At 67.7% G+C, this 22507-nt stretch carries 24 protein-coding genes; 13 read left to right on the top strand and 11 right to left on the bottom strand.

Going from position 1 to position 22507, the window contains the following annotated elements:
• The 3 genes from ACE37B_RS03165 to ACE37B_RS03155 all read left to right on the top strand — a co-directional run bounded on the left by ACE37B_RS03165 (position 1) and on the right by ACE37B_RS03155 (position 2434).
• On the top strand, positions 1–1020 hold the full coding sequence (locus ACE37B_RS03165) for an MDR family oxidoreductase (protein WP_409921827.1): 1020 nt from the start codon (positions 1–3) through the stop codon (positions 1018–1020).
• Positions 1020–2090: a hypothetical protein gene (locus ACE37B_RS03160; RefSeq protein WP_409921826.1), complete on the top strand. Its 1071-nt coding sequence runs from the start codon at positions 1020–1022 to the stop codon at positions 2088–2090. Before ACE37B_RS03165 ends, ACE37B_RS03160 begins: the two co-directional genes overlap by 1 nt.
• A gap of 80 nt (positions 2091–2170) precedes the next feature.
• A complete protein-coding gene (locus ACE37B_RS03155) occupies positions 2171–2434 on the top strand; it encodes a hypothetical protein (protein WP_409921825.1) in 264 nt (87 codons plus the stop codon).
• 230 nt (positions 2435–2664) lie between these two features.
• On the opposite strand, the gene ACE37B_RS03150 is transcribed toward ACE37B_RS03155, so the two are convergent.
• Entirely contained in the window at positions 2665–3063 is a 399-nt protein-coding gene (locus ACE37B_RS03150) for a DUF6174 domain-containing protein (protein WP_409921824.1), read from the bottom strand.
• 176 nt (positions 3064–3239) lie between these two features.
• Between ACE37B_RS03150 and queG the strand changes: the two genes are divergently transcribed.
• From queG to ACE37B_RS03125, 5 genes are read left to right on the top strand one after another with little or no spacing between them, the layout of a single operon-like run.
• Positions 3240–4331, top strand: coding sequence for a tRNA epoxyqueuosine(34) reductase QueG (gene queG / locus ACE37B_RS03145; protein WP_409921823.1), 1092 nt, complete (start codon positions 3240–3242; stop codon positions 4329–4331).
• Between the two features lie 23 nt (positions 4332–4354).
• On the top strand, positions 4355–5476 hold the full coding sequence (locus ACE37B_RS03140) for a glycosyltransferase family 4 protein (protein WP_409921822.1): 1122 nt from the start codon (positions 4355–4357) through the stop codon (positions 5474–5476).
• Positions 5477–5501: 25 nt separating this feature from the next.
• Positions 5502–6032 (top strand): hypothetical protein, encoded by a 531-nt coding sequence (locus ACE37B_RS03135; protein WP_409921821.1) that lies wholly within the window; start codon positions 5502–5504, stop codon positions 6030–6032.
• Positions 6025–6459 (top strand): SRPBCC family protein, encoded by a 435-nt coding sequence (locus ACE37B_RS03130; protein ID WP_409921820.1) that lies wholly within the window; start codon positions 6025–6027, stop codon positions 6457–6459. Before ACE37B_RS03135 ends, ACE37B_RS03130 begins: the two co-directional genes overlap by 8 nt.
• Entirely contained in the window at positions 6456–7403 is a 948-nt protein-coding gene (locus ACE37B_RS03125) for an ROK family protein (protein ID WP_409921819.1), read from the top strand. The genes ACE37B_RS03130 and ACE37B_RS03125 overlap by 4 nt, the downstream gene beginning before the upstream one ends.
• 46 nt (positions 7404–7449) lie before the next feature.
• On the opposite strand, the gene ACE37B_RS03120 is transcribed toward ACE37B_RS03125, so the two are convergent.
• A complete protein-coding gene (locus ACE37B_RS03120; RefSeq protein WP_409921818.1) occupies positions 7450–7953 on the bottom strand; it encodes an inorganic diphosphatase in 504 nt (167 codons plus the stop codon).
• Positions 7954–7996: 43 nt separating this feature from the next.
• Here ACE37B_RS03120 and ACE37B_RS03115 point away from each other — a divergent pair, with 43 nt between their 5' ends.
• Together ACE37B_RS03115 and ACE37B_RS03110 are read left to right on the top strand one after the other, a co-directional pair.
• Positions 7997–9202, top strand: a complete 1206-nt coding sequence (locus tag ACE37B_RS03115) for an aminotransferase class I/II-fold pyridoxal phosphate-dependent enzyme (RefSeq protein WP_409921817.1) — start codon at positions 7997–7999, stop codon at positions 9200–9202.
• A gap of 27 nt (positions 9203–9229) precedes the next feature.
• Entirely contained in the window at positions 9230–9844 is a 615-nt protein-coding gene (locus tag ACE37B_RS03110; protein ID WP_409921816.1) for a hypothetical protein, read from the top strand.
• Positions 9845–9863: 19 nt separating this feature from the next.
• Here ACE37B_RS03110 and glpK read toward each other — a convergent pair whose 3' ends face one another.
• Together glpK and ACE37B_RS03100 are read right to left on the bottom strand one after the other, a co-directional pair.
• On the bottom strand, positions 9864–11330 hold the full coding sequence (gene glpK / locus ACE37B_RS03105) for a glycerol kinase GlpK (protein ID WP_409922885.1): 1467 nt from the start codon (positions 11328–11330) through the stop codon (positions 9864–9866).
• A 130-nt stretch (positions 11331–11460) separates the two neighbouring features.
• The gene (locus ACE37B_RS03100) at positions 11461–11814 is read right to left on the bottom strand and encodes a hypothetical protein (protein ID WP_409921815.1); all 354 of its coding nucleotides are present in this window, start codon (positions 11812–11814) and stop codon (positions 11461–11463) included.
• Between the two features lie 75 nt (positions 11815–11889).
• Between ACE37B_RS03100 and ACE37B_RS03095 the strand changes: the two genes are divergently transcribed.
• Complete coding sequence (locus ACE37B_RS03095; RefSeq protein WP_409921814.1) at positions 11890–12924, top strand: 6-phosphofructokinase; 1035 nt, start codon at positions 11890–11892, stop codon at positions 12922–12924.
• A 73-nt stretch (positions 12925–12997) separates the two neighbouring features.
• Here the strand turns inward: ACE37B_RS03095 and ACE37B_RS03090 are convergent, their stop codons facing one another.
• Genes ACE37B_RS03090 through ACE37B_RS03070 form a run of 5 tightly spaced genes read right to left on the bottom strand, consistent with a single transcriptional unit; the run spans position 12998 to position 16927 of the window.
• The gene (locus ACE37B_RS03090) at positions 12998–13594 is read right to left on the bottom strand and encodes a GerMN domain-containing protein (protein WP_409921813.1); all 597 of its coding nucleotides are present in this window, start codon (positions 13592–13594) and stop codon (positions 12998–13000) included.
• Positions 13594–15033 carry an ATP-binding protein gene (locus ACE37B_RS03085; protein ID WP_409921812.1) on the bottom strand — a complete coding sequence of 480 codons (1440 nt, stop codon included), beginning with the start codon at positions 15031–15033 and terminating at the stop codon, positions 13594–13596. The genes ACE37B_RS03090 and ACE37B_RS03085 overlap by 1 nt, the downstream gene beginning before the upstream one ends.
• An 18-nt stretch (positions 15034–15051) precedes the next feature.
• Positions 15052–15732: a response regulator gene (locus ACE37B_RS03080; protein WP_409921811.1), complete on the bottom strand. Its 681-nt coding sequence runs from the start codon at positions 15730–15732 to the stop codon at positions 15052–15054.
• Positions 15733–15788: 56 nt separating this feature from the next.
• Positions 15789–16643, bottom strand: a complete 855-nt coding sequence (locus ACE37B_RS03075) for an inositol monophosphatase family protein (protein WP_409921810.1) — start codon at positions 16641–16643, stop codon at positions 15789–15791.
• Positions 16640–16927: a hypothetical protein gene (locus ACE37B_RS03070; RefSeq protein ID WP_409921809.1), complete on the bottom strand. Its 288-nt coding sequence runs from the start codon at positions 16925–16927 to the stop codon at positions 16640–16642. Before ACE37B_RS03070 ends, ACE37B_RS03075 begins: the two co-directional genes overlap by 4 nt.
• A gap of 242 nt (positions 16928–17169) precedes the next feature.
• Between ACE37B_RS03070 and dinB the strand changes: the two genes are divergently transcribed.
• A complete protein-coding gene (dinB, locus tag ACE37B_RS03065) occupies positions 17170–18471 on the top strand; it encodes a DNA polymerase IV (protein WP_409921808.1) in 1302 nt (433 codons plus the stop codon).
• 31 nt (positions 18472–18502) lie between these two features.
• On the top strand, positions 18503–18832 hold the full coding sequence (locus ACE37B_RS03060) for a DUF3040 domain-containing protein (RefSeq protein ID WP_409921807.1): 330 nt from the start codon (positions 18503–18505) through the stop codon (positions 18830–18832).
• A gap of 110 nt (positions 18833–18942) precedes the next feature.
• Here ACE37B_RS03060 and ACE37B_RS03055 read toward each other — a convergent pair whose 3' ends face one another.
• Together ACE37B_RS03055 and ACE37B_RS03050 are read right to left on the bottom strand one after the other, a co-directional pair.
• The gene (locus ACE37B_RS03055) at positions 18943–21261 is read right to left on the bottom strand and encodes a DUF3488 and DUF4129 domain-containing transglutaminase family protein (RefSeq protein ID WP_409921806.1); all 2319 of its coding nucleotides are present in this window, start codon (positions 21259–21261) and stop codon (positions 18943–18945) included.
• Positions 21258–22502 carry a DUF58 domain-containing protein gene (locus ACE37B_RS03050; RefSeq protein ID WP_409921805.1) on the bottom strand — a complete coding sequence of 415 codons (1245 nt, stop codon included), beginning with the start codon at positions 22500–22502 and terminating at the stop codon, positions 21258–21260. Before ACE37B_RS03050 ends, ACE37B_RS03055 begins: the two co-directional genes overlap by 4 nt.
• Positions 22503–22507 lie beyond the last annotated feature (5 nt).

Below are 22507 nucleotides of genomic sequence, written 5' to 3'. Positions count from 1 at the left end.
ATGACGTCCTCGACGACCCAGACGCCCGCGACCGACGCCTTCTCCGCACTCGTCGTCCGTGAGACCGACGACGGTCCTCGAGCGAAGGTCGAAGCGCTCACCGACGCCGACCTGCCCGACGGCGACGTCACGGTCGCCATCGACTACTCCTCGCTCAACTACAAGGACGGAATGGCGCTGACCGGCGCCGGGCGGATCATCCGCTCGTTCCCGATGGTGCCGGGAATCGACTTCGCCGGCACGGTCAGCGAATCGACGTCCGACCGATTCGCCGTCGGCGACCAGGTGATCCTCACCGGCTGGGGAGTGGGGGAGCGGCACTGGGGCGGCTACTCGCAGCGACAGCGCACCCGCGGTGATTGGCTCGTCGCCACACCGAGCGGGATGACGAGCCGCCAGGCGATGGGGATCGGCACCGCCGGGTTGACCGCGATGCTGTGCGTCATGGCGCTCGAAGAGGGCGGCGTCACGCCGGAGTCGGGCCCGGTCGTGGTCACCGGGGCAGCAGGTGGTGTCGGATCGGTCGCCGTCGCCGTGCTCGCCAAGCTCGGCTACTCGGTGACGGCCGTGACCGGACGCCCCGAGCAGCACGACTACCTGAGCTCGCTCGGTGCGACGGCGTTCCTGAGCCGCAGCGAGATGACCGAGACGCCCAAGCCGTTGGAGAGCGAGACCTGGGCCGGCGCGGTCGACACGGTCGGTTCCACGATGCTCGCCAAGCTGCTGGCCCAGACGTCGTACGGCGGCGTCGTCACCGCCTGCGGGCTCGCCGGTGGGGTGGATCTGCCGACGACGGTGATGCCGTTCATCTTGCGTGGCGTGCGTCTGCAGGGGATCGACTCCGTGATGGCGCCGATCGACGTGCGCAAGCAGGCGTGGGCTCGCCTCGCCGCCGACCTGCCGGCAGAGATGCTCGACGCGATGATCGAGGTCGTGCCGATGAGCGATCTGCTCGAGCAGGGCCCGGCGATCATGGCCGGTCAGGTGCGCGGGCGCATCGTCGTCGACCCGAACGCCTGATGGTCGATCCCGAGCGCGACCAGGCGCACGGCCCGGAGCCGATCGTGGTGGCCGCCGGCGCCGATCCGCTGCTCGCGCGGCCGATCGTCGCGACAGGCGAGACCGGTCACATCCCGAGGCCGGGAGACGATCGCTCGCCGTGGTTGGTGCCCGCGATGTTCGTCGGGTTCGTCGCGCTGATCGCCGGACTCGTCGTCGTCGGCACCAGCAACGACGACACCGATTCCGCGGTCGATGAGACATCGGGTTCGGTCACCGCCGGCCCGGGGGAGTCGGGTTCCGACTCGACGTCGGAGTCGACCGAATCGACCGAGTCGACCGAATCGACCGAGTCGACCGAATCGATCGAATCGACCGAATCGATCGAGGGTGGCAGCGACGCGGAGCTGACCCAGGCGGCTGGCTCGGGGTCGTCGAGTGGCATCGACGCGCTCCCGACTCCCGGCTTCGTCCGACTCGGCGACGCCGCGTTCGCGATCGAAGCGTCGTGCGTCGAACACACACCGCTGGCGCCGGCGGATCTCGATGTCGTCGTGTCGAGCTTCTTCTTCCGCGATGGCGCTGGCGGGGGGCGCGTGGTGGATCGGCTGCACGACGCCCCCGACGGCGGCGTCGCTGCGCTGTCCGGTGCGTCGTTCGTCGACGGGTCGTTCGTGGCAGCGGCGGATGGCGCAGGCTTCGTGGCGCAGTTCGGCGACGAACTGGTGGCCGTCAACCCCGACCCGAGTGCCGGCGTGGACTGCACCAACACGATGGTCACCAACGAGCCCGGGCAGCTCGCCTTCCCGCACACGCGCATCGTGTTGGCGTCGTGTACGACCGGTGCTGGGGCGGCGGGGATCACGTCCGAAGGCGGACGGTTTGTGATCGAACGTCGCGACGACGACTCCGCGATGATCGACGTCACGATCGATGATGGAAGTGGCGCCGTCGTCGAGCTCGTCGACGCGGCAGCCGAGGGGTTCGAGGGCGACGGCCGGGTGGGCTACTCCGGGATCGTTCGGGCGGGTGATGTCGCACTCGACATCACCGTCGACATCCCGGTCGACGCCGCCGCGACCTGTCCCTGAGCTGCATCCGAGCTGCATCCGAGCCGCTAGCGGCTCGCCATGGGCTCGGACTGTCACAGGGCATCGTCATGATGGCGACCATGTTCTTCGACGACGAGTTCTCGCTCGATTGCCACACCTGTGTGGCGGCCAACACCACCGCGTGCAGCGACTGCATCGTCTCGCATCTGCTGGCCAACGACGACGGGCCGATCGAACTCGAGCCGGTGCCGGTGCTGTCGCCGACCCACGCGCTCGATCGGGCGGTCGCGATGTTCCAGCGGGCAGGCCTGGTCGACGACGTTCCGGTGTTCGTGAGCCAAGCCGACTTCGACGCCGGCCTGGTCGCACCGGTCCCCGGCTGATCGCTGACGACCACCATCGAGCCCAGTGGACGACCGGCACGGCACCGGGTGGTCGAGGCGCCTATCGGCAGTCGACGGCTACCTCGAGCGCCTGGCAGATCTCACGCATCCGCATGCCGCTCGGGGAGCCGATTCGCTCGACGAGCGCCGCAATCGAAACGGACTCGACCCGAGTCGAGGTTCACGGCACAACGGGAGACGCGCCCGCGGTCGTCGTAGCGCACAGATTGTCATTCGGTCGTGAAGCTCAACACTTCCCAGCCGTACTCGTCATCGATGGCGTCGGCGTGGACGTCGAGGGAGACCTTTCTCGGATAGCCGAACTCAGAGCTGAACGTCACGGTCGCAGCGTCGGCTGCGTCGATCTCGTCGAACATGTCTTCGACGGTCCGTGCTTCGAAAATGTCCAATCGGCCGTCACCCTGGTGCTCGACCACTTCGCCATCGACGATCTTCGTTGTGAGCGTTGATCTCCCGTTGATCCCGGCTTGGACGAGATAGGTGATCGAATAGCTCGAAATCCCAGCTTCGCGCCACCGAAGCTGCTCATCACGGAACTCGCTCGACTCGCTCCCACCGCAGGCCGAGGCCACGAGCCAGAGAAGCAGGATCGCCACCCGGTACCTCATCGGTAGCCAGTATGTCCGACGGTCCCTGGCGGGCAGGAGGAGATTGCAGGCTCCACGCAAGTGAGCGTGGGTGATGGCCTCTGATTCTGCGGGTCGGGCCGGACGCTCGGCCACAGTTCGATGACGGTGGTGTCGCTGAAACGTGGAGAGTTGGGTTCCGGTGACATGCTTGGTGCATGAGTGGGCGACATCGCACTGTGCAGCGACCGTCGCTTCCGACGCTCGATGAGATCATCGGCATCGTCGCTCCGTTCGGTGTCTCGCGGGTGGGGGTCGCGTCGGCCGATGTGCTCGCCGCGACGCGGTCGACGCTGATCGAGCGCAAGGCGGCCGGGCTCAACGACACGATGGAGTTCACCTATCGCAACCCCGAGCGCTCCACCGATCCGCAGCGAGCCGTCGAGGGAGCGGAGTCGGTCATCGTGGGCGCCCGTCCGTATCTCACCGACGCCGACCCGCCCGAACCCGATCCGACGCGGCCGCACGCGCGCGTCGGTCGTTATGCGTGGGAGAACCACTACGAACCGCTTCGGCAGGGATTGCGGGAGGTTGCCGTTCGCATCAAGGCAGCGGGTCATCGAGCGGTCGTCTTCGCCGACGACAACGCCATCGTCGACCGCGCCGTCGCGCACCGGGCCGGTATCGGTTGGTTCGGCAAGAACGCCAACCTGCTGCTTCCGGGCGCCGGGAGCTTCTTCGTGCTCGGCTCGATCATCACCACCGCCGAGTACGAGCCGAACCCCACGCCGGCGCCCGACGGCTGCGGCACGTGTACCCGCTGTATCGAGTTGTGCCCGACGCAGGCGATCGTGGCGCCCGGGGTGATCGACGCAGCGAAGTGCCTCAGCTGGGTGATGCAGAAGGGCGGATCGATTCCCGAGCGATACCGGATCGCCATGCACGATCGCATCTACGGCTGCGACGACTGCCAAGACGTCTGCCCGATCTCGACACGGCTCGGGCAACGAAACACCGTGCCGCTCTCACCGCAAGTGCAGGCATGGGTCGACGCGCTCGAACTGCTCGACGCCGACGACGACTGGATCGCTCGGCACTACGGACACTGGTACATCGCCGGCCGGGAGATGCGATGGCTGCGCCGCAACGCGCTCGTCGTGCTCGGCAACGTCGCACAACCCGCGGATGCCCGTGTTCGAGCCACGCTCGACCGCTACCGTCTCGGCGACGACCCGATCCTCGCCGAACACGCTCGCTGGGCCGATCAGCGACTCGACGATCGTCGTGACGTCGCCACCGCGAACCCCTGATCCACAGCGACCCCTGATCCGCCATGAAACATCTGCTCGTCACCAACGACTATCCACCCAAGATCGGCGGCATCCAGTCGCTGCTCTGGGAATGGTGGCGCCGCCTGCCGCCCGATCGCTTCGCGGTCCTCACCAGCCCGTACGAGGGAACCGCGGAGTTCGACGCCGGCGAGCCGTACCGGATCGAACGCACGCGGGAGCCGTTTCTGTTGCCGCACCCGTGGATGGTGAAGCGGATCAACGATCTCGCCGACGAGTTCGGCGCGGACCTCGTCGTGCTCGACCCCGCTGTGCCGCTCGGACTCGTCGGCCCGTCGCTGAAGCTGCCGTACGACCTCGTGCTGCACGGGGCGGAGGTCACCGTGCCCGGCCGACTCCCGCTCTCCAAGCAAGCGCTGTCGTACACGCTCACCCGCGCCCGCCACATCATCGCCGCGGGCGGGTATCCGGCAGCGGAGGCCGAGCATGCCGCCGGTCGGCCCTTGCCGACGACGGTGGTGCCGTGCGGGGTCGACCCCGACCGTTTCCGGGTGCTCAGCGACGCCGAACGCGCCGAGGCCCGAGCTCACTTCGACCTGCCGGCCGATGCGGAACTCATCGTCGGCATCTCCCGACTCGTGCCCCGGAAAGGGTTCGACACGGCGATCCGAGCGGTCAACCGGATCAAGCATCGCCGTCCCGATCTGCTCCTGGTGATCGGCGGTGCCGGCCGCGAAGCCGACCGCCTCCGTCGGCTCGCCGACGAACTCGACGCGCCGGTTCGCTTCACGGGCCGTATCCCGCACGACGACCTCCCCAAGCTGTACGGCTGTGCCGATCTGTACACGATGCTGTGCCGCAACCGGTGGGGCGGGCTCGAGCAGGAGGGTTTCGGGATCGTGTTCATCGAAGCGGCGGCGTGCGGTATTCCCCAGGTCGCCGGTGACTCGGGTGGTGCGGCCGAAGCGGTCGCCGACGGCGAGACCGGGATCGTCATCCGTGATCCGGAGAACGTCCAGGAGGTCGCCGACGCCTACGAAGCGCTGCTCGACGACGACGATCTGCGCCGCAGGATGGGCGTGCGGTCGCGTGAACGCGTCGAGACCGACTTCGCGTACGACGTCTTGGCCCGGCGCCTCGGCGAGACGCTCGGCGTGTTCGATTGACCGTCGCCGGTACCTTGTCGTCGTGGTGAACGACCCATCGACAACTCAGGACGGTGGCGACATCATCGTGCGCGTCAACGTGGTCGGCACGATGGCCTTCACGATCACGTCGATCGTCGCTGCGGCACTGTTCACGTCCGGGCCGCAGTGGATCGGTGCGATCACGGCGATGACGCTGTTCGTCGTGGGCATCGTCGCCTTTCTCTGGTCGTTCTGGAACGCGGTGCAACGAAGCCGTGCCGAACAGGTGGCCGTCACGCAGCTCTACATGCTCGCCGGGGGTGTCGCGCCGTCGCCGGTCCGCCGGCTGATGCTGTCGCTGCTCGCGATCCAGATCGTGGTCGGCCTGGCCACCGCGCTCGCTCGACCGAACAGCGCCGACGGGTCGCCCGGAACCTCGCTCGCCCTTGGCGTGCTGGTTCCGATGTTCGGACTCGGGCTCAACGGGCTGTGGGCCGCGTTCCACGGGTCGTATCGTGCACGAACCGATCTGGGCGACGAGCCCAATGGCACCACTTCGAACACGTCCATCGACAAGAATGAGCACCATGGCTGAGACCGCGACCGAGACCATCATCATCGACGCCTCACCCGAGGACGTCTGGAGTGTCGCGGTCGACCTCGAGAAGTATCCGGAATGGGCTCGTGACATCAAGGCGGTCACGATTCACGACACCGACGAGTTCGGGCGTCCCAGCGAGGTCGAGTTCCGAGCCTCCGCCCTCGGACGCAGCACCCACTACACCCTGCAGTATCGCTACGCCGAAGAACCACGCCTGCTCGGCTGGTCGATGATCCGCGGCGACATCCAGCGCTCGATCGACGGGGCGTTCACGTTCGTGCCGACCGGTGACGGCAAGACCGAGGTCCGCTACGACCTCGCCATCGACCTCGTCGTTCCGCTGCCCGGCTTCGTCAAGCGTCGCGCCGAGGTGCGCATCCTCAACACCGTGCGCGAACTGAAGGTCCGCGCCGAGGCGTGACCGTTGCGGGTCTCCGCATCGGGATCGACGTCGGGGGCACCAAGGCCCTGGCGGTTGCCGTCGACGAGTCGGGCGAGGTCGTCGCACAGGAGCGCCGTGACACACCGCGCGGCGTCGACAGCATCGAGCCGTTGATCGACACGCTGGTCGAACTCGCGACGTGCTTCGGCCCGAGTGCGTCGCTCGGTATCGGTGTGCCTGGCCTCGTCGACCGTGGCGGGGTGTTGCGGGCCGCTCCGAATCTCGACGGAGTCGCTGACCTCGACATCCACGGTCGCGTCTCGGCGCGCCTCGAGGGTGTCGACGTGCGCGTCGACAACGACGCCACGTGCGCGTTGGTGGCCGAGTGGCAGGTCGGTGCTGCGGTCGGCGTCGACGACGTGGTGCTCGTCACGCTCGGCACCGGCATCGGCGGGGGAGTGGTCGCCGGCGGTCGACTGCAACGAGGGCGCAACGGTTTCGCTGGTGAGTTCGGCCACATGGTGGTCGACCCCGACGGCCCTCGGTGCCCGTGCGGTCGACGGGGATGCTGGGAGCGCTATGCGTCGGGCAGCGGGCTGGGGATGCTCGCCCGCGAAGCCGCGGTGGCGCGTCGACTCACCGCCGTCGTCGCGCACGCCGGCGGCGACCCGCAGAACGTGCGCGGCGAGCACGTGCAGGCTGCTGCGATGGACGGCGACGCCGACGCGCTCGCCGTGATCGACGACTTCGGCCGGTGGGTCGCGCTCGGCCTGTCGAACCTGACGAACGCGCTCGACCCGGAGATGATCGTGCTCGGCGGCGGACTCGCGGTCGGCGCCGAGTTGTACCTCGACCCGATCACGCGATGGTTCGAGCAGTTGCTCTACCAGCCCGAACTGCGCTCGATCCCGACGGTGACCTTCGCTCGATGCGGGCACCTGTCGGGCGCCATCGGCGCAGCGCTGCTGTCGAGCGCGAGCTGACCGGTGCTGCGGGCCGGCACGGGGTGTCGTGCCGACCCGAGCGGTGTCAGTGCCCCGGGAAATTCGCGCGAGCGTCGTGGATCTCGCGCCACGCTGCATCGCGCCCACCGACCCCGAACGCCGAGGAGTGCTTGTGCGGCTCCAACGCCTTGTACACGTTGAAGAAGTGCTCGATCTCCTGCACGAGCTGCGGGATGAGGTCGGAGATCTCGTGGACGTTCTCGAAGCGGGGCTCCTTCGGCGGGACGCAGATCAGCTTGGCGTCTTCACCAGCCTCGTCGCGCATGTAGAGCACGCCGATCGGTCGCGCCTGGCAGATCACCCCTGGATACACGGGTTCTTCGTTCAACACCAGTGCGTCGAGCGGGTCACCGTCACCGGCGAGGGTGTTCTCGAGAAATCCGTAGTCGGCCGGGTAGGTCGTCGCCGTGAAGAGACGCCGGTCGAGGTAGACACGGCCGTCGTCGTGGTCGATCTCGTACTTGTTCCGGCTGCCGCGGGGAATCTCGATGACCACGTGAACACAGTCGGGATCTGGAATCGGAGGCATATCCCAACAGCATCGCACGCGACCCGCCGGGTAACGTCATGAAATGGAGTTCCGCCGGATCGAGAATCTGCCCCCCTACGTCTTTTCCATCATCAACGAGTTGAAGATCCAAGCTCGTCGTGCTGGCGCAGACGTCGTCGATCTCGGTTTCGGCAACCCCGACATGGCGTCTCCCGACATCGCAGTGGCCAAGTTGGCCGAGGCAGCACAGAACCCGCGCAACCACCGCTACTCACTCAGCCGGGGCCTTCCGAAGCTGCGTGAAGCGATCGCCGGCTACTACAAGAACAAGTGGGACGTCGACCTCGACCCCGACCTCGAGATCACCAACACCATCGGTGCGAAGGAAGGTTTCAGTCACCTCATGTGGGTGTTGCTCGAGCGCGGTGACGCAGCGATCGTGCCGACCCCGAGCTACCCGATCCACATCTATGGCCCGCTGTTCGCCGGAGCCGACCTGCGCCAGGTCCCGATGCGGTTCCTCGCCGATCCGTCCGACCGCGAGAACTTCTCCGATGACTTCATGGACAGCCTCAACACGGCATACGACGTCGGCTGGCCCAAGCCGCGCGTGCTCGTCATGTCGTTCCCGCACAACCCGACGGGCGCGATCGTCGACCTCGACTTCATGCAGCGCGTGGTCGACTTCTGCCGCGAGCGCGAGATGATCGTCGTCCACGACTTCGCGTACGCCGACATCGGTTTCGACGGGCATCAGCCGCCGAGCATCCTCCAGGCCGAAGGAGCCATGGAGTGTGCTGTCGAGTTGTACTCGATGACGAAGTCGTTCCAGATGGCCGGGTGGCGCTCCGCGTTCCTGCTCGGCAACTCGAGCGTCGTGCAGGCGCTCGTCAAGCTCAAGAGCTACCTCGACTACGGCATGTTCCAGCCGGTGCAGATCGCCGCCACCGTGACGCTCAACGAGGCGCAGGACTTTCCCGATCAGGTCCGTGCGATCTACGAGTCGCGCTGTGACACGCTGATCGACGGTCTCAGCCGGATCGGGTGGGAGATGCCCAAGCCGGGCGGCTCGATGTTCGTGTGGGGACCGGTGCCCGAACCGTACGCAGAGATGTCCTCGGTCGAGTTCTGTTCGCATGTGGTGCGCGAAGCCGACGTGGCGTTGTCGCCCGGTGTCGGCTTCGGCCCGGGCGGCGAAGGGTTCGTGCGGTTCGGTCTCATCGAGAACGAGATGCGGATCAATCAGGCCGTGCGAAATCTGAAGCACGGCCTCCCGAAACTCGGCTGACACACCGAGTCCCTATCCTGCCGCCCCATGGTGACCATCGTCGTACGCGTCTGGATGCCCGATCGCCCTGGCGCGCTCGGCCAGGTGGCCAGCCGGATCGGCGCGGTGCGTGGCGACGTGCTGGGCATCGAGATCCTCGAGCAGGGAGCCGATCAGGTCATCGACGAGTTGACCGTCTCGTTGCCCGACGACGATCTCATCGCCTTGTTGATCCAGGAGATCGACGCGGTCGATGGCGTGTCGGTGGAGAACATCCGCACGGTCGAGTTCGATCGCATCGACCCGAACCTCTCGGCGCTCGCGTCGGGTGCCGCACTGGCCGAGAGCGACCCGCACGAGCGTCTCGAGGTGCTGTGCCTCGGGGTCGAACGGGTGCTGGAGGCGGACTGGGCTGTGGTGCTTCGCGGGCGTGACGTCATCGCCCAGGTGGGGACGTACCCGGACATCGGTTGGCTGCTGGCGTTCTTGGCCGGCAGCGAGCATCTGAGCGAGATCGACGAGTCGTTGCCGAGCGATCTCGTGTGGGCGCATCTGATCGCGTCGGGGCTCACCGTGGCTGCCGGTCGGTCCGATCGTCCGATCCACGATCGGGAGCGCATCCGGGTGTCGCTGCTGGCGCGTCTCGCCGACGCCCTGCTCTGAAGCGAACGATCGGTCGGTTTCAGGATTCCCAGTCGCGTGAGCGGTCCACGGCTCGCAACCATCGTGTGTGTAGCGAGTCCGCGTTCGTGCGATCGACGTTCGGGGTGAACTGCGCGTCGAGTGTCCACGCGTCACCGATCGCATCGGTCGACGGCCACACCCCTTCGGCGAGTCCGGCGAGGAACGCCGCACCGAGCGCCGTCGTCTCCTGATCGACTGGCCGCTGCACGGTGACCCCCAGCTGGTCGGCCTGGAACTGGCACAGCAAGTCCATCACCGAGGCGCCGCCGTCGACGCGCAGGTCGACGAGCGGAGTTCCACTCGCTGCCACCATCGCGTCGACCACGTCGCGCACTTGGTACGCCATCGACTCGACGACCGCTCGGGTGAGATGCGCCCGCGCAGTGCCCCGGGTGATGCCGACGACCGTGCCGCGTGCGTACGGATCCCAGTACGGCGAGCCGAGTCCAGCGAATGCTGGCACGAAGTACACGCCACCGGTGTCGGGAACCGACGCAGCGAGCGGGCCGGTCTCGGCGGCGTCGTCGATGATGCCGAGACCGTCGCGCAGCCACTGGATCGCCGCGCCCGTCACGAAGATCGCGCCTTCCAGGGCGTAGTGCGTGGTGCCGTCAGCAAGGGTCCAGGCGACGGTGGTCAGCATGCCCTCGGTGGGTGGCGGGCAGGTCTCGCCGACGTTGAGCAGCACGAACGAACCGGTGCCGTACGTGTTCTTCGCCATGCCCGGGACGATGCAGGCTTGGCCGAAAAGTGCGGCCTGTTGGTCGCCCGCGACGCCGCTGACCGGGAGACCGGATGGTGCGCCGCAGGTGTCGGTCGTGACGCCGATTCGTCCGCTCGACGCCACGATGTCGGGCAGTGCCGTCATCGGGACGCCGAGCAGATCGCACAGGTCGGGATCCCACGTACGGCTCCGGATGTCGCACAGCATCGTCCGGCTGGCGTTGGTCACGTCGGTTGCGAAGACCTCGCCGCCCGTCAGGTTCCAGATCAGCCACGCATCGATCGTGCCGAGTGCCAGTTCGTCGTCGACCGGGATGTCTCGATGCTCGAGCATCCACGCGAATTTCGTGCCAGAGAAGTACGGATCGAGGACGAGGCCGGTTCGCTCCCGCACGAGGTCGAGATGACCGGCCGCTTCGAGCTCGTCGCATCGGTGCGCGGTGCGTCGATCCTGCCAGACGATCGCACGCCCGTACGGTTGGCCGGTGCGGCGGTTCCAGGCGACGACGGTTTCGCGCTGGTTGGTGATGCCGATCGCTGCGACGTTCGCCCGCCCGACCTGGTCGACGACATCGTGCAAGGTGGCGACCACCGCAGTCCAGATCTCCTCGGCGTCGTGCTCGACCCATCCCGGCTCCGGGAAGTGCTGGGTGAACTCCCGATACGACGCGACGGTCGGTGTGTCGTCGGTGAACACGGCCCGACTTCGCACCCCGGTCGTCCCGGCGTCGATCGCGATCACGCACGGCGCGGACTCGTGCTCGGCGGGCTGCTCGGCGGGGTGCTCGGCGGGGTGCTCGGTGTCGGTCACGTCGCCGAGAGTATCCGGCGGGAGTTGGGCCGACGGTGCTCCGTGCGCCCGCCCAGGCCGGTCAGCGCTTGCGCTTCTTGGCGTTCGGGCGGTTGATCCCCGTCGAGGTGCGGCTCGTCGGCGCCGGGCGCGGGCGCGAGGGGCCTGCGCTGTCGGAGCTCGAGGATCCGCTCGATCGGGGCTCGGCCCGTGGCGTACGCAGTTCCTTGAGCGACTTGCGCTGGTAGCCGAGTTTGGCGAGCACGAAGCCGAACCCCAGGTAGAGCGGTCCGCTGATCAACAACCCGGCGAGCGCGCCGACGAACCCGCTGTCGCGGAAGAAGATCGCCAGCAGGATCGCCATGATGCCGACGTAGATGAGCCACTCGCGGACGAGTCGTCGCCAGGGCACCGGTCGAGAGCTGTCCCACGCCATGGCCACAAGTCAACCAGCGAGAAGCGTCAGAACGCCGGTCGATACCGCAACGATCCGAGAGTACGATCGGCGAGCGTGCGTGTCGGAATTCTCACCGGTGGTGGTGACTGTCCCGGGTTGAACGCCGTGATTCGTGCCGCCGTTCGTAAAGGCGAGCGGCTCTACGGCGACGAACTCGTCGGCTTCCTCGACGCCTGGGACGGCGTCGTCGACCGCCGGACGACACCGCTGACGGTCGAATCGATGCGCGGCATGTTGCCTCGCGGCGGCACGATCCTCGGCACGCGGCGGGGGAGTCCGTTCGACACCGAACACGGCGTCGACCAGGTGAAGCAGACGATCTCCGATCTGGGTCTCGACGCACTGATGGTCATCGGCGGCAATGGCAGCCTGTCGATCGCCTGCCGCCTGCACGCCGAGCACGGTCTGCCGATCGTCGGGGTGCCGAAGACGATCGACAACGACATCGAAGGCACCGACCTCACCTTCGGATTCACGACTGCCGTGCAGATCGCCACGGACGCGATCGATCGGTTGCACACCACGGCAGAGAGCCACGATCGCGTGATGGTCGTCGAGGTCATGGGTCGTCACACCGGCTGGATCGCCACGCACGCCGGTATCGCCGGTGGGGCGACCGCGGTGCTGATCCCCGAGATTCCGTTCGACATCGACGAGCTGTGCGCACGGCTGGGTCGACGCCACGACCGCGGCCGTTTTGCCTCGATCGTCGTGGTGGCGGAAGGCGCCGAGCCCAAGCCGGGCACCCTCGAACTCGAGGAGAAGGCCTACGACCGGTTCGGACACGTGGTGCTGGGCGGAGTGGCCACGCGGATCGCCCAGGCGATCGGTGAGCGCACCGGGTTCGAGACCAGGGTCGTGCAACTCGGTCACGTGCAGCGCGGTGGGACGCCCACGGCGTTCGACCGGGTGTTGTCGACCCGCTTCGGCGTCGCTGCGATCGACGCGATCCACGACGAGCAGTGGGGAAAGATGACCGTCCTGCGCGGCCCGACCGTCGAGCTCGAAGATCTCACCGTGGCCGTCGGCAAGACCCGAACCGTCGACATGGACTTGTTCAACGGCGTCGCGTCGCACTTCTTCGCCTGATCAACGCCTGGGGTCAGACCCCAGGTGTTGAACGCCTGGGGTCAGACCCCAGGTGTTGAATCCCTGGTGTTGGTCAGGTCGGCGGGAGGGCCGTGAAGGCGGGCTGGGACGATTCGAGGAGGCCGGGGTAGTCATAGATGCTGAGTGGCTCGTCGACCAGGCGGCCATTGCCCGTCGGCCACGCCTGATTCTCGCCGAACACTCGAATGCGCACGCGCTCCACGCCGTCGAGCTGCGTGGCCGTCGCGACGATCTGCGCGAGTGCCGACCTGACACCGCTGTCGCTGAGTTCGGCGAGCCCATCGTCGATGTCGATGGTGAGGACGCGGCCCACGGCACGGGCCGAATCGAGCTGGAGCTCCGGCGGGATCGCCGTGCTCAGCGACGCTTGGATCTCGGTGGGGTTCGGCCCGGCGAACAGCGATCGCAACAGCGCTTCTGGGCCACCGGTCACCGTTCTCGGCACCGCTCGGAGTTGGCGTTGATCGTCGGCTCCGGGCGGCGTGAGGAGGAAGATGCGGCTTGCGCCCACCGCGGCATCGCCTGTCGCGATGTCGCCGAACCCGCCGACGCGGTCGCTCGGAATGTCGCGCGGAACGGTGTCTTCGCGGATCGAACAGCCTGCCAGCGCAGCCAGCGCCACGGTCAGGATCGCAAGAAGCCGTTTCATCAGTCGTCCAACTCCGAGGCGAGGAGTTCGATCACGAAGCGGGCCCCCTGCTGGCCATCGAGGCGGTCTTCGACCCAGACCCGACCGCCGTGCATCCGGACGTGTTCGTCGACGAGCGACAGGCCGAGCCCGGCGCCTTCGCTGCCGGTGCGACGACCCGCCCCGCCGCCGCGAGCGAAGCGTTCGAACACGAGCAGCCGCTCCTCGGGAGCGACGCCGGGACCGGTGTCTTCGACGGCGATCACCAGATGAGAGATCGGCTCGTCGGGCTCGTTGGCGACCGACATCGTGATCTCCGGCGCGCCACCGCCGTACGCCCTCGCATTGTCGATCAGGTTCGCGATGACTCGGGCCAGGCGCCGCTTGTCGCCGCGGATCAGTGCGAGTTCGGCACGTTCGGAGACGTGGATCGGCGTGTCGGGCATCGAGCTGACGGCGACCGCCTGGCGTACGAACTCAGCGGCGAGCAGTTCCTCCATGTGCAGCCGGATGGCTCCGGCGTCGAAGCGCGAGATCTCCAAGAGGTCTTCGACGAGCCCCTGGAAGCGGACGACGTCGCTCGACAGCAGATCGAGTGCAGCTTGGGCTCGCTCCGGAAGCTCGTCTCTGCGGGCCTCCATCACCTCGACCGATGCCGACAGCGTCATGAGCGGCGAACGAAGCTCGTGACTCACGTCGGATGCGAATCGTGCGTCGCGTTCCACACGTTGCTCCAGCGCCTGCGCCATGTCGTTGAACGACTCGGTCAGGATCCGCAGATCCGGGTCGACGGTGGTCTCGAGTCGGGTGTCGAGTCGGCCACCAGCGATCGCCGACGCTGCTTGCGCAGCGGTGCCGAGCGGTCGGACGGCGCGGCGCGCCGCGAAGATGCCGAGCAGCACTCCGAGACCGGTACTGATCGATCCGGCGAGGACCAACGAGAGTCGGAAGCTCGACAGCGACGACTCGACGTTCTCGATGCTGAAGAACTCGAAGTAGTAGGCGCCGACGCGCGGGATCGTCCAACCGACCACGATGTTGAGCTCGTCGCCGACGCGCACGACCTGGCGTGCAGATCCGCCCTGGTTGATGACGCGCTCGAGGAGCCCCGGCGGGATGTCGCTCTGCGTGAAGGTGCCACCGCCGCCGTAGAAGCTCTCGCGATACCAGATGAGGAACCGCTGCACCCCGATGTTGTCGAGCGAGGTCAGTGCGGGTTCGGGGTCGTTGGGCAGCGACGCGAGATCGCGAGCAACGCCCTGGGCGTTGCGCAGCGAGCTACTGATCGCCGTCTCGTCGCGTTCTTGGAGCAGGTTCGAGCGTGCGAGGCCGTAGGTGGTGATGGCGAGGAACAGCGAGAGGGCGATCGACCCGAGCGTGATGATGAGGAGAATGCGTCGGCGCAGCCCCATCGAGGCCGGTCGGGAACGATGAAAAAGCCGGCGAAGCGGGCCGATCATGACGGCATCGTCGGCCGGTCAGGTCTGCAGGCGGTATCCGAGTCCGCGCACCGTCACCACGTGACGCGGGTTGGCAGGATCTCCTTCGACCTTCGTGCGGAGGCGCCGTAAGTGCACATCGACCAGACGGCCGTCGCCGAAGTAGTCGTATCCCCACACCTTGTCGAGCAGTGCCTCGCGGCTCAAGACCTTGCCCGGGCTCTCGGCCAGTTCGCACAGCAGGCGGAACTCGGTCTTGGTGAGATGCACTTCCTGGCCGTCGCGCAGCACCTTGCCTTCGTCGGGGATGAGCTCGAGGTCGCCGAAGACGAGCCGAGCATGACCCGGCGCGGTCGGGCGGACGCGTCGCAGTAGCGCACGGATTCGCGCTGACAGCTCCTTGGGTGCGAAGGGCTTGGTCAGGTAGTCGTCGGCCCCGGCTTCGAGGCCGGCGACGACGTCATGGGTGTCGTTGCGGGCGGTGACCATGACCACCGGAACATCGCTGGTGCGGCGCAGGGTGCGGCACAACTCGAAGCCGTCGATGCCGGGAAGCATGATGTCGATGAGGACCACGTCGGGCGACGACCGGTGGAACAGCTCGATCGCAGCCTCGCCGCTCTCGGCTTCATCGACGATCCATCCTTCGTCTTCGAGCGCGAGCTTGACCGCAGAACGGATTCGCTCGTCGTCTTCGACCGCAAGGATTCGTGTACCCACGCCCCCATGATGCCGCATTTCTCCTGCTCGCGGCGAACAACGAGCAGACTTTGTGTTCAGCGCGCTCGGTGCAACGCAGCGTCGAGCACGCGGTGGATCGCCGGCCCGGCGGCGAGAACGCCCCGCGGGGCTCGCACGTCGAGCGGCTCGCCGTCGAACGCGGTCACCGTCCCGCCCGCTTCGCGCACCAGCAGGACCCCGGCGGCGACGTCCCACGAGCTGATGAACTCCTCGAAGTACCCATCGAGACGACCGGCAGCGACGAAGGCGAGATCGAGCGCCGCGGAGCCCATCCGGCGGATGTCGCGGACCTGAGGAAGCATCACCGCGATGCGGGCTGCCTGGCGGTCGCGGTGCGCGTCGAGGTGGTAGCTGAACCCGGTCGCCATCAGCGACGTCGTCAGATCGGTGGCCTCGGACGCGTGGATCGGGGCGTCGCCGAGAAAGGCACCCCCGCCGAGCGCAGCGCTGAACGTCGACGTCGAACGGTCACCGAGGCGAGGAGCAACGATGGCCGCGGCAACGGGCTCACCGCCGTACAGCACGCCGATCGAGGTGCACCAGCCCGGCAGGTCGTAGACGAAGTTGACGGTGCCGTCGATCGGATCGATGTGCCACTCGAAGTCATTGTTGCCTCGATGATTCGCTCCTTCCTCGCCGACGATCGAGTCATCGGGCCGTGCAGCGCGGAGCCGTTCGACGACCAGCGCCTCGGTCTCGCGGTCGAACCTCGTGACCGGATCGACATCGCTCGACTTCGTCTCGTGCGCGACTCGGCGGCCGGGTCCGAGTGCGCTTCGTGCGGCGTCGGCGTACCCGGCGGCCTCGCTGGCGATGTCGAGAGCGAGGAGCCGGAGGGCGTCGAAGTCGGCGCTGTCAGGCCGGTGATCGTCAGCGAACGCGTCGCTCACGGGGCGTGACCTGCGCGTGTGCGATCTTCGACCTCGCGCCATTCCCCGAGGGCTCGCATCACGAGCACGGCGACGATGGCCATGCCGCCCGCAGCGAACACCGCGCCGACCAGGATGCCGATTCCCTGGGGGACGGCGCAGTCGCCATCGCACTGCAGCGCGACCAGCGACGAGCCGATGAGCCCGCCGGCGAGTCCGCTGAGCAGGATCGACACGAAGGCGGCGATGCGCACGCCGACCGACGGCAGCGCCGACAGCGGACGTGGAGGCTCCATCTCGGGCATGTGCTCACCATATCGGCGTCGTGCTCGGCGTCGTCTGGCCCCGAATCCGTCACCGGATGCTCCCCGTCGAGACGCAGTGCGACCCCAGCGACGCACAGTGACACGGGCCAGCACGCTGACGAACTCGGCGCCAGCGGCGCCAGCGGCGCCAACGGCGCCAGCGGCGCCAACGGCGCCAGCGGGGCTGGCGTTCCGGTGTGGCGCGTCGTGCTCGGCGCCAGGTCATAGCTACCGTTGGCTTGGTGAGCGACAGCGGCAGACGCATGCGGACCGTCCTGCATGCTGACATGGACGCGTTCTTCGTGTCGGTCGAGCTGCGGCGACGTCCCGAACTCGCCGGCCAGCCGGTGGTCGTCGGCGGTACCGGCAACCGTGGCGTCGTGGCCGCAGCGTCCTACGAAGCGCGACGCTTCGGCGTTCATTCGGCGCTGCCGTCGACGGTGGCTCGGCGACGATGTCCGCATGCGGTGTTCCTGCCCGGTGATCACACCCTGTACTCCGAGGTCAGCCGCCAGGTGCGCGAGATCTTCGAGCGCTACACACCGCTGGTCGAGCCGCTGTCACTCGACGAAGCGTTCCTCGACGTCACCGGTGCGCGACGCCTCTTCGGTGATGGTCGCGCCATCGCGGCACAGATCCGCGCCGCCATCGCCGACGAACTCGATCTCGGCTGCAGCGTCGGTGTGGCGCCCAACAAATTCCTGGCGAAGCTGGCGTCTGTCGAAGCGAAGCCGCGAGCACATCGTGACCGGATCGACCCCGGCGAGGGCGTCACGGTGATCCAACCGGGTTCCGAGCAGGAGTTTCTCGATCCGTTGCCCGTGCAGCGGCTGTGGGGCGTCGGACCCGCGACGCTCGACAAGTTGCAGCGTCTCGGCGTCGTCACCGTCGCCGATCTTCGTCGCCTCGACCTGTCGGTGCTGAGCACGTCGCTCGGAGCGAATCAGGCTCGACACCTCGCAGCCCTGGCGGTCGGAGCCGACGATCGCGACGTCGAACCGGACCGTGAGGCCAAGTCGATCGGCCACGAGGAGACGTACGCACAAGACAAGCACTCGCCTGCGGAGATCAGGCGAGAATTGATCCGCCTGATCGACGCTGTCACCCAGCGGATGCGCAAACAGGGGGTCGGCGCTCGAACGTGGACCTTGAAGGTCCGCTTCGCAGGGTTCGTCACCATCACACGTTCGGTCACCACGCAGAACACCGTCGACGAGAGCCAGGAGATCATCGACCTGCTCACGCCCGTGCTCGCCGGCATCGACCCGAGTCCAGGAGTTCGGCTCCTCGGGGTCAGCGGCTCGAACCTCGGCACACCGGTCGCCCAACTGACCTTCGATGACGTGGCCGACGAGCGTCCGGATTGGCATGCGGCCACCGATGCGCTCGACGAGATCCGCGACAAGTTCGGCAGCGACGCGATCGGTCGCGGCAGCTCGATCGTCGGCGGCCGGATCCGGACGATCAAGCGGGGCGGCCAGCAGTGGGGACCCGACCAACCGCCGTCTCGCGAAATCTCTCACGAAGATGACGCAACGCGTTGAGGATTGCGCGCGGACGTGCGATGATGTAAGGGTGCCGCTGTCCGAAGACGAACAACGGATTCTTCGCCAGATCGAAGAAGAGTTGGAACAAGATCCAACGTTCGCCCAGAAGGGATACCGCGTGTCCCGACGTCGGTCCATCCTGCTCGTGATCGGACTCCTCGTCGGCCTGGCCATCACCATCGGTGGCCTCTCGGTGAACTTCATCGTGTCATTCGTCGGGTTCGTGATCGTGCTCGCCATGGCCGTGCTGCTCGAATCGGAGTTGCGCCTCATCGGGCGTGAACGCCTTGGGCAACTGCCGATCTCCGCCTGGCTCAGCGGGCATCGCCCCGGTGAGCAGAGCGACGTACGCGACTGATCACCTCGTTGTTCTGTCACCGCCGATGCGTGGCATCGGGACTGATCGAGCTCGTCGTCGGTCGGTGAAGGTTGCGGTCCGCACACCGACGAGCGAGTGCCCGACGAGCGTCACCCCCAGCGGGTGAAGTGATGGCGTACTCGTTCGAGCGGTGTCACCGAGTCGGTGACCGCCTTTTCGATCTGCTTGCACCACACCGAACAGTTGCCGAGCAACGTGGTGCCGTAGGTCCCGCTCGCCGCGAGGACATCGGCTCCGTTGGGGCCGTACGTTGCAGCGGTCACCGAATCGGCCAGCGCTTGCATCGGCCGCGCCGCCGTCGGGAACTGTGAGGCGGTCGCCGCCGCCGCCTCGCCAGGCGTCAGGTCGGGGGCCAGGGTCACCCCCACGTCTTGGACCGCCCGCAGCGCTCGTGCCCAGAGCATCTGGATCTCGACGCCCGGTTCGCGAGACGTTCGTCGGCGGACGGCACGCACCAGCGCAGGAAACGCGAGCACGCCAGCGAGGCCGACCAGTGCGAGGAGCAGCGACCAGGGCACCGATCCGCCCGGCTGAGACGGAGGGGTTCCGGCGGCCGGCGTGGCGGCGGCGGGGTCCTGATCGCCGAGATCGGGGACCGCGTCGTCGGGCACCGTGGTGACCGGCGCGGTGTCGCCGGGAAGCGTCGGCGGCGGGATCGCGTCGTCGGGCGCCGGCGGTTCCGCAGCCTGGAGGTCGGCATCGGCCGCGGTATCGGTGTCGATCGGTCCGTCGTCTTGCTCGGCGCCGATGCCGGTGTACTGCTCGGACCCCGGCGCGCCCCGACCCGGCGTCGGCTCGAACGGCACCCAGCCCAGCCCGTCGAACCAGACCTCCGGCCACGCATGCGCGTTGCGACCCAGCACCGAGTAGGTTCCGGTGCCGTCGTCGGTTCCCGGGGTGAATCCCACTGCGACACGAGCCGGGACACCGAGCGCCCGCATCATCGCGGCGTACGTGCCGGCGAACTGCTCGCAGTAGCCGATCCGATCGTTGAGGAACACCTCGATCGCGTTGTTGCTGTGTCCTTCGCGTACTTCGATGGAGTACGTGAACTCGGAACGCATCCAGTTCTGCAACGCCAGCGCAGCCTCGTAGGGCGAGGTGGTGCCGGCCGTGACGTCGACCGCTGTCTCGACCACCGATGTCGGGAAGTCGCTCGGTAGTTCGAAGTAGATCGGGTCGCCAGGATCGGTGGAGGTTGCGGCCGCGAGCTGATCGGCGGAGAACCGTGGAGCGGCCGACACCACGTCGAACACGTCGCCGCGTTCGAGTTCGTCACCGGTCTTGACGAGCGTCGATGCATCGCTGTTCCAGCGGAGTTCGTCCGAGCCGCTCGCCGCGATCGGGTCGGCGGCGGCCGGGAGCAGCGAGCCGCCGAGCGCAGCGATGGTGATGCGTTGGCGGATCTCGACCGACCCGGCCGGCGCCACTGCGAGCGCTCCATCGGTTCGCTGCAGTTGACGCTCGGGCAATCCCCACGTTCGACCGTCGAAGCGCGGTAGCGCAGAGGAGCGCCAGTACGAGTCGGCGCTCGCCTCGACGATGACCAACTCCCGTGTCGACTGATTGGTCAGCCTCGACCGGATGTCGACGAGTGGGCTCAACACCTCGGTCACGTTGCCGCCGCGGCCGCCCTTGGTCTCGTAGATGGGTTCCGCGTTCGCTCCGGGAACACGCGGTCCGACCGCCGCTGCGATGGCGGCGACGAGCAGCGCGGTTGCCAGCGCTGCGGGAACGACGACGGCGATCGTACGGCGTTCTCGGCCGATGGTCGCCGATCGGCGTGGGGCGTGATGCGAACGCAGGATCACGGTCGTCACGACGCCAGCCGCGACGAGCAGCACCGACACGGCGATGCGGTTGCGATCGTCACCGAGAGCCGCGACGAACACGAAGAGCACTCCGCCCGGGACAAGCGACTCGGCGCGGGCGTATGCCCGGAACGCGAACGCGTCGGACAACACGATGACGGCGCCCATGCCGAGCGCAGCGAGCACGTCCCAGCCGCCCTGGAATGCAACCGGTGCGACCTCGGTGGCGAAGCGCTCGCTGATGAGGTCGAGCTCGAGCCGCAAGAGCGACCAGGTGTCGGAGGTCGGCAGGAACAGCGTGTAGGTGCTCCGAAAGAACATCGCGCCGGTCAGCCAGGCGAGCGCGAGCACCTGGACGGGGAAGGCCAACCAGAACGGCAGCTGGAGCCGGCGCGCCGCGAGGCCCACGCCGTGTCCGATCAGCACGATCACTGCGAGATTGTCGAAGAAGTCCCAGCCGCTGAACACGCGAGCGAAGCCGGCCGCGACCGCCAGCGAGAACAGCGCGAGCGCGACGGTCGCGATGAGGTCGTCGAGGAGCGAGTGCTCGTGGTGATGTGGCGGGAGCGCGGACTCACCGCCAGCGGAGACGTTCATCGCAGGACCGATGATGGCGGGGGAGCAAAGGGCGGTGACGTCGCGTCGAGCGGTGTTTCCGAACGGTTGCGATTCGTGTGCGGCGCGCTTGACGACTGCGCCCGCGAGTTCCGGGAACGGCCACAGAGGACGTTCCAGCTCTGGACGAGTTCGGCCTCGGTGCGGGCGGCAGCTCCGATCGGCCCTCGAGGTGGCTCGTCGGTGGTGACCGACACGATCGTCAGCGTCGGATCGACGACGTCGGCCGCTGCTCGCCAGCCGCCCGATCTCGTCGAGCCGGTCACGACCACGAGCAGCCCGATGCCATCGCCGGGATCACGATCGAGCTGTCCGATCGGCGCTCCGGTGGGAGCGACCTGAGCGAGCAACTGGAGCGCTCGCTCGGCGACATCGGGGCCTCGAAGGTCGACACCTCCGTTGGTGACGAATCGCGTGGTCAAGGCGACGGCGCCGGCGCTCTTCGCCAGACTCGCCGCCGCGGTGACGCCACGCTCGTAGGACGCCGCGTCGGCATACGACGCCAGGTCACCGTCGAACACGATCAGCATCCGGCGCAATCCTTCGACGGCGTGTTCCTTCACGAACAGCGTCTCGGAGCGGGCCGAGGCCTTCCAATGGATCGAACGGGGCTCGTCGCCGTCGGCGTACTCGCGCAAACTGTGGAATTCACCCGGTCCGAGTCGTCGCGCTGCGGCGAGCAGTTGACGACCCAGTGGGCCGCTGCCGAGTTGGGGGATGTCGAGCAGGTACGCCCGTGGTGCCACGGTGACGAGGTCGATCCCGGCGACGGGGCGGATCCGCCGTGCGATTCCCAACGGGTCGCGAACCTCTGCCGACAGCGGGCCGAGTTGGATCACGCCACGCGACGACGTGGGTAGTCGGTATCCGGCACTGACGTCGCAGCGGCCAGGCATCGGCTCCACGCCGAGCTGCGCGACGTGGTCGCCGCTCGTCGACCGCCCGATGTGTTCGTGGAGTGTGAAGCGCGTCGACGTCAGGACGCCGTCGTGGCGCAGTTGCAGGTCGACGCGGCCGACGTCGCCGGCGACGAGCACCTTCGGGTGGATCCAACGATCGCCCGTGACCCGTGGCATCCGCACGCTGACGAACACGAGCGCGACCACGATCGCGGTGAGGAATCCCGCACCGATGACGAAGAGCTCGATGACACCGAAGAAGCGACCGGTCACGATCGCCGCGATTCCGGCCACGGCGGCGACGATCCCCTGACGAGTCAGCATGGTCG

Source organism: Ilumatobacter sp., assembly GCF_046290335.1.
Classification (GTDB): Bacteria; Actinomycetota; Acidimicrobiia; order Acidimicrobiales; family Ilumatobacteraceae; genus Ilumatobacter_A.
The sequence above is the reverse complement of the archived record's forward strand: the minus strand, read 5'-3'. Positions and strand labels throughout refer to the sequence as shown.

What these genes read in the sequence shown, in the direction of transcription:
- ACE37B_RS03090 (WP_409921813.1), bottom strand. Translation starts at nt 13,594, where the DNA reads ATGAAACGGCTTCTTGCGATCCTGACCGTGGCGCTGGCTGCGCTGGCA.
- ACE37B_RS03165 (WP_409921827.1), top strand. Translation starts at nt 1, where the DNA reads ATGACGTCCTCGACGACCCAGACGCCCGCGACCGACGCCTTCTCCGCA.
- ACE37B_RS03160 (WP_409921826.1), top strand. Translation starts at nt 1,020, where the DNA reads ATGGTCGATCCCGAGCGCGACCAGGCGCACGGCCCGGAGCCGATCGTG.
- ACE37B_RS03140 (WP_409921822.1), top strand. Translation starts at nt 4,355, where the DNA reads ATGAAACATCTGCTCGTCACCAACGACTATCCACCCAAGATCGGCGGC.
- ACE37B_RS03150 (WP_409921824.1), bottom strand. Translation starts at nt 3,063, where the DNA reads ATGAGGTACCGGGTGGCGATCCTGCTTCTCTGGCTCGTGGCCTCGGCC.
- ACE37B_RS03130 (WP_409921820.1), top strand. Translation starts at nt 6,025, where the DNA reads ATGGCTGAGACCGCGACCGAGACCATCATCATCGACGCCTCACCCGAG.
- queG (WP_409921823.1), top strand. Translation starts at nt 3,240, where the DNA reads ATGAGTGGGCGACATCGCACTGTGCAGCGACCGTCGCTTCCGACGCTC.
- ACE37B_RS03110 (WP_409921816.1), top strand. Translation starts at nt 9,230, where the DNA reads ATGGTGACCATCGTCGTACGCGTCTGGATGCCCGATCGCCCTGGCGCG.
- ACE37B_RS03115 (WP_409921817.1), top strand. Translation starts at nt 7,997, where the DNA reads ATGGAGTTCCGCCGGATCGAGAATCTGCCCCCCTACGTCTTTTCCATC.
- ACE37B_RS03085 (WP_409921812.1), bottom strand. Translation starts at nt 15,033, where the DNA reads ATGATCGGCCCGCTTCGCCGGCTTTTTCATCGTTCCCGACCGGCCTCG.
- ACE37B_RS03055 (WP_409921806.1), bottom strand. Translation starts at nt 21,261, where the DNA reads ATGAACGTCTCCGCTGGCGGTGAGTCCGCGCTCCCGCCACATCACCAC.
- ACE37B_RS03050 (WP_409921805.1), bottom strand. Translation starts at nt 22,502, where the DNA reads ATGCTGACTCGTCAGGGGATCGTCGCCGCCGTGGCCGGAATCGCGGCG.
- ACE37B_RS03070 (WP_409921809.1), bottom strand. Translation starts at nt 16,927, where the DNA reads ATGCCCGAGATGGAGCCTCCACGTCCGCTGTCGGCGCTGCCGTCGGTC.
- ACE37B_RS03155 (WP_409921825.1), top strand. Translation starts at nt 2,171, where the DNA reads ATGTTCTTCGACGACGAGTTCTCGCTCGATTGCCACACCTGTGTGGCG.
- ACE37B_RS03100 (WP_409921815.1), bottom strand. Translation starts at nt 11,814, where the DNA reads ATGGCGTGGGACAGCTCTCGACCGGTGCCCTGGCGACGACTCGTCCGC.
- ACE37B_RS03120 (WP_409921818.1), bottom strand. Translation starts at nt 7,953, where the DNA reads ATGCCTCCGATTCCAGATCCCGACTGTGTTCACGTGGTCATCGAGATT.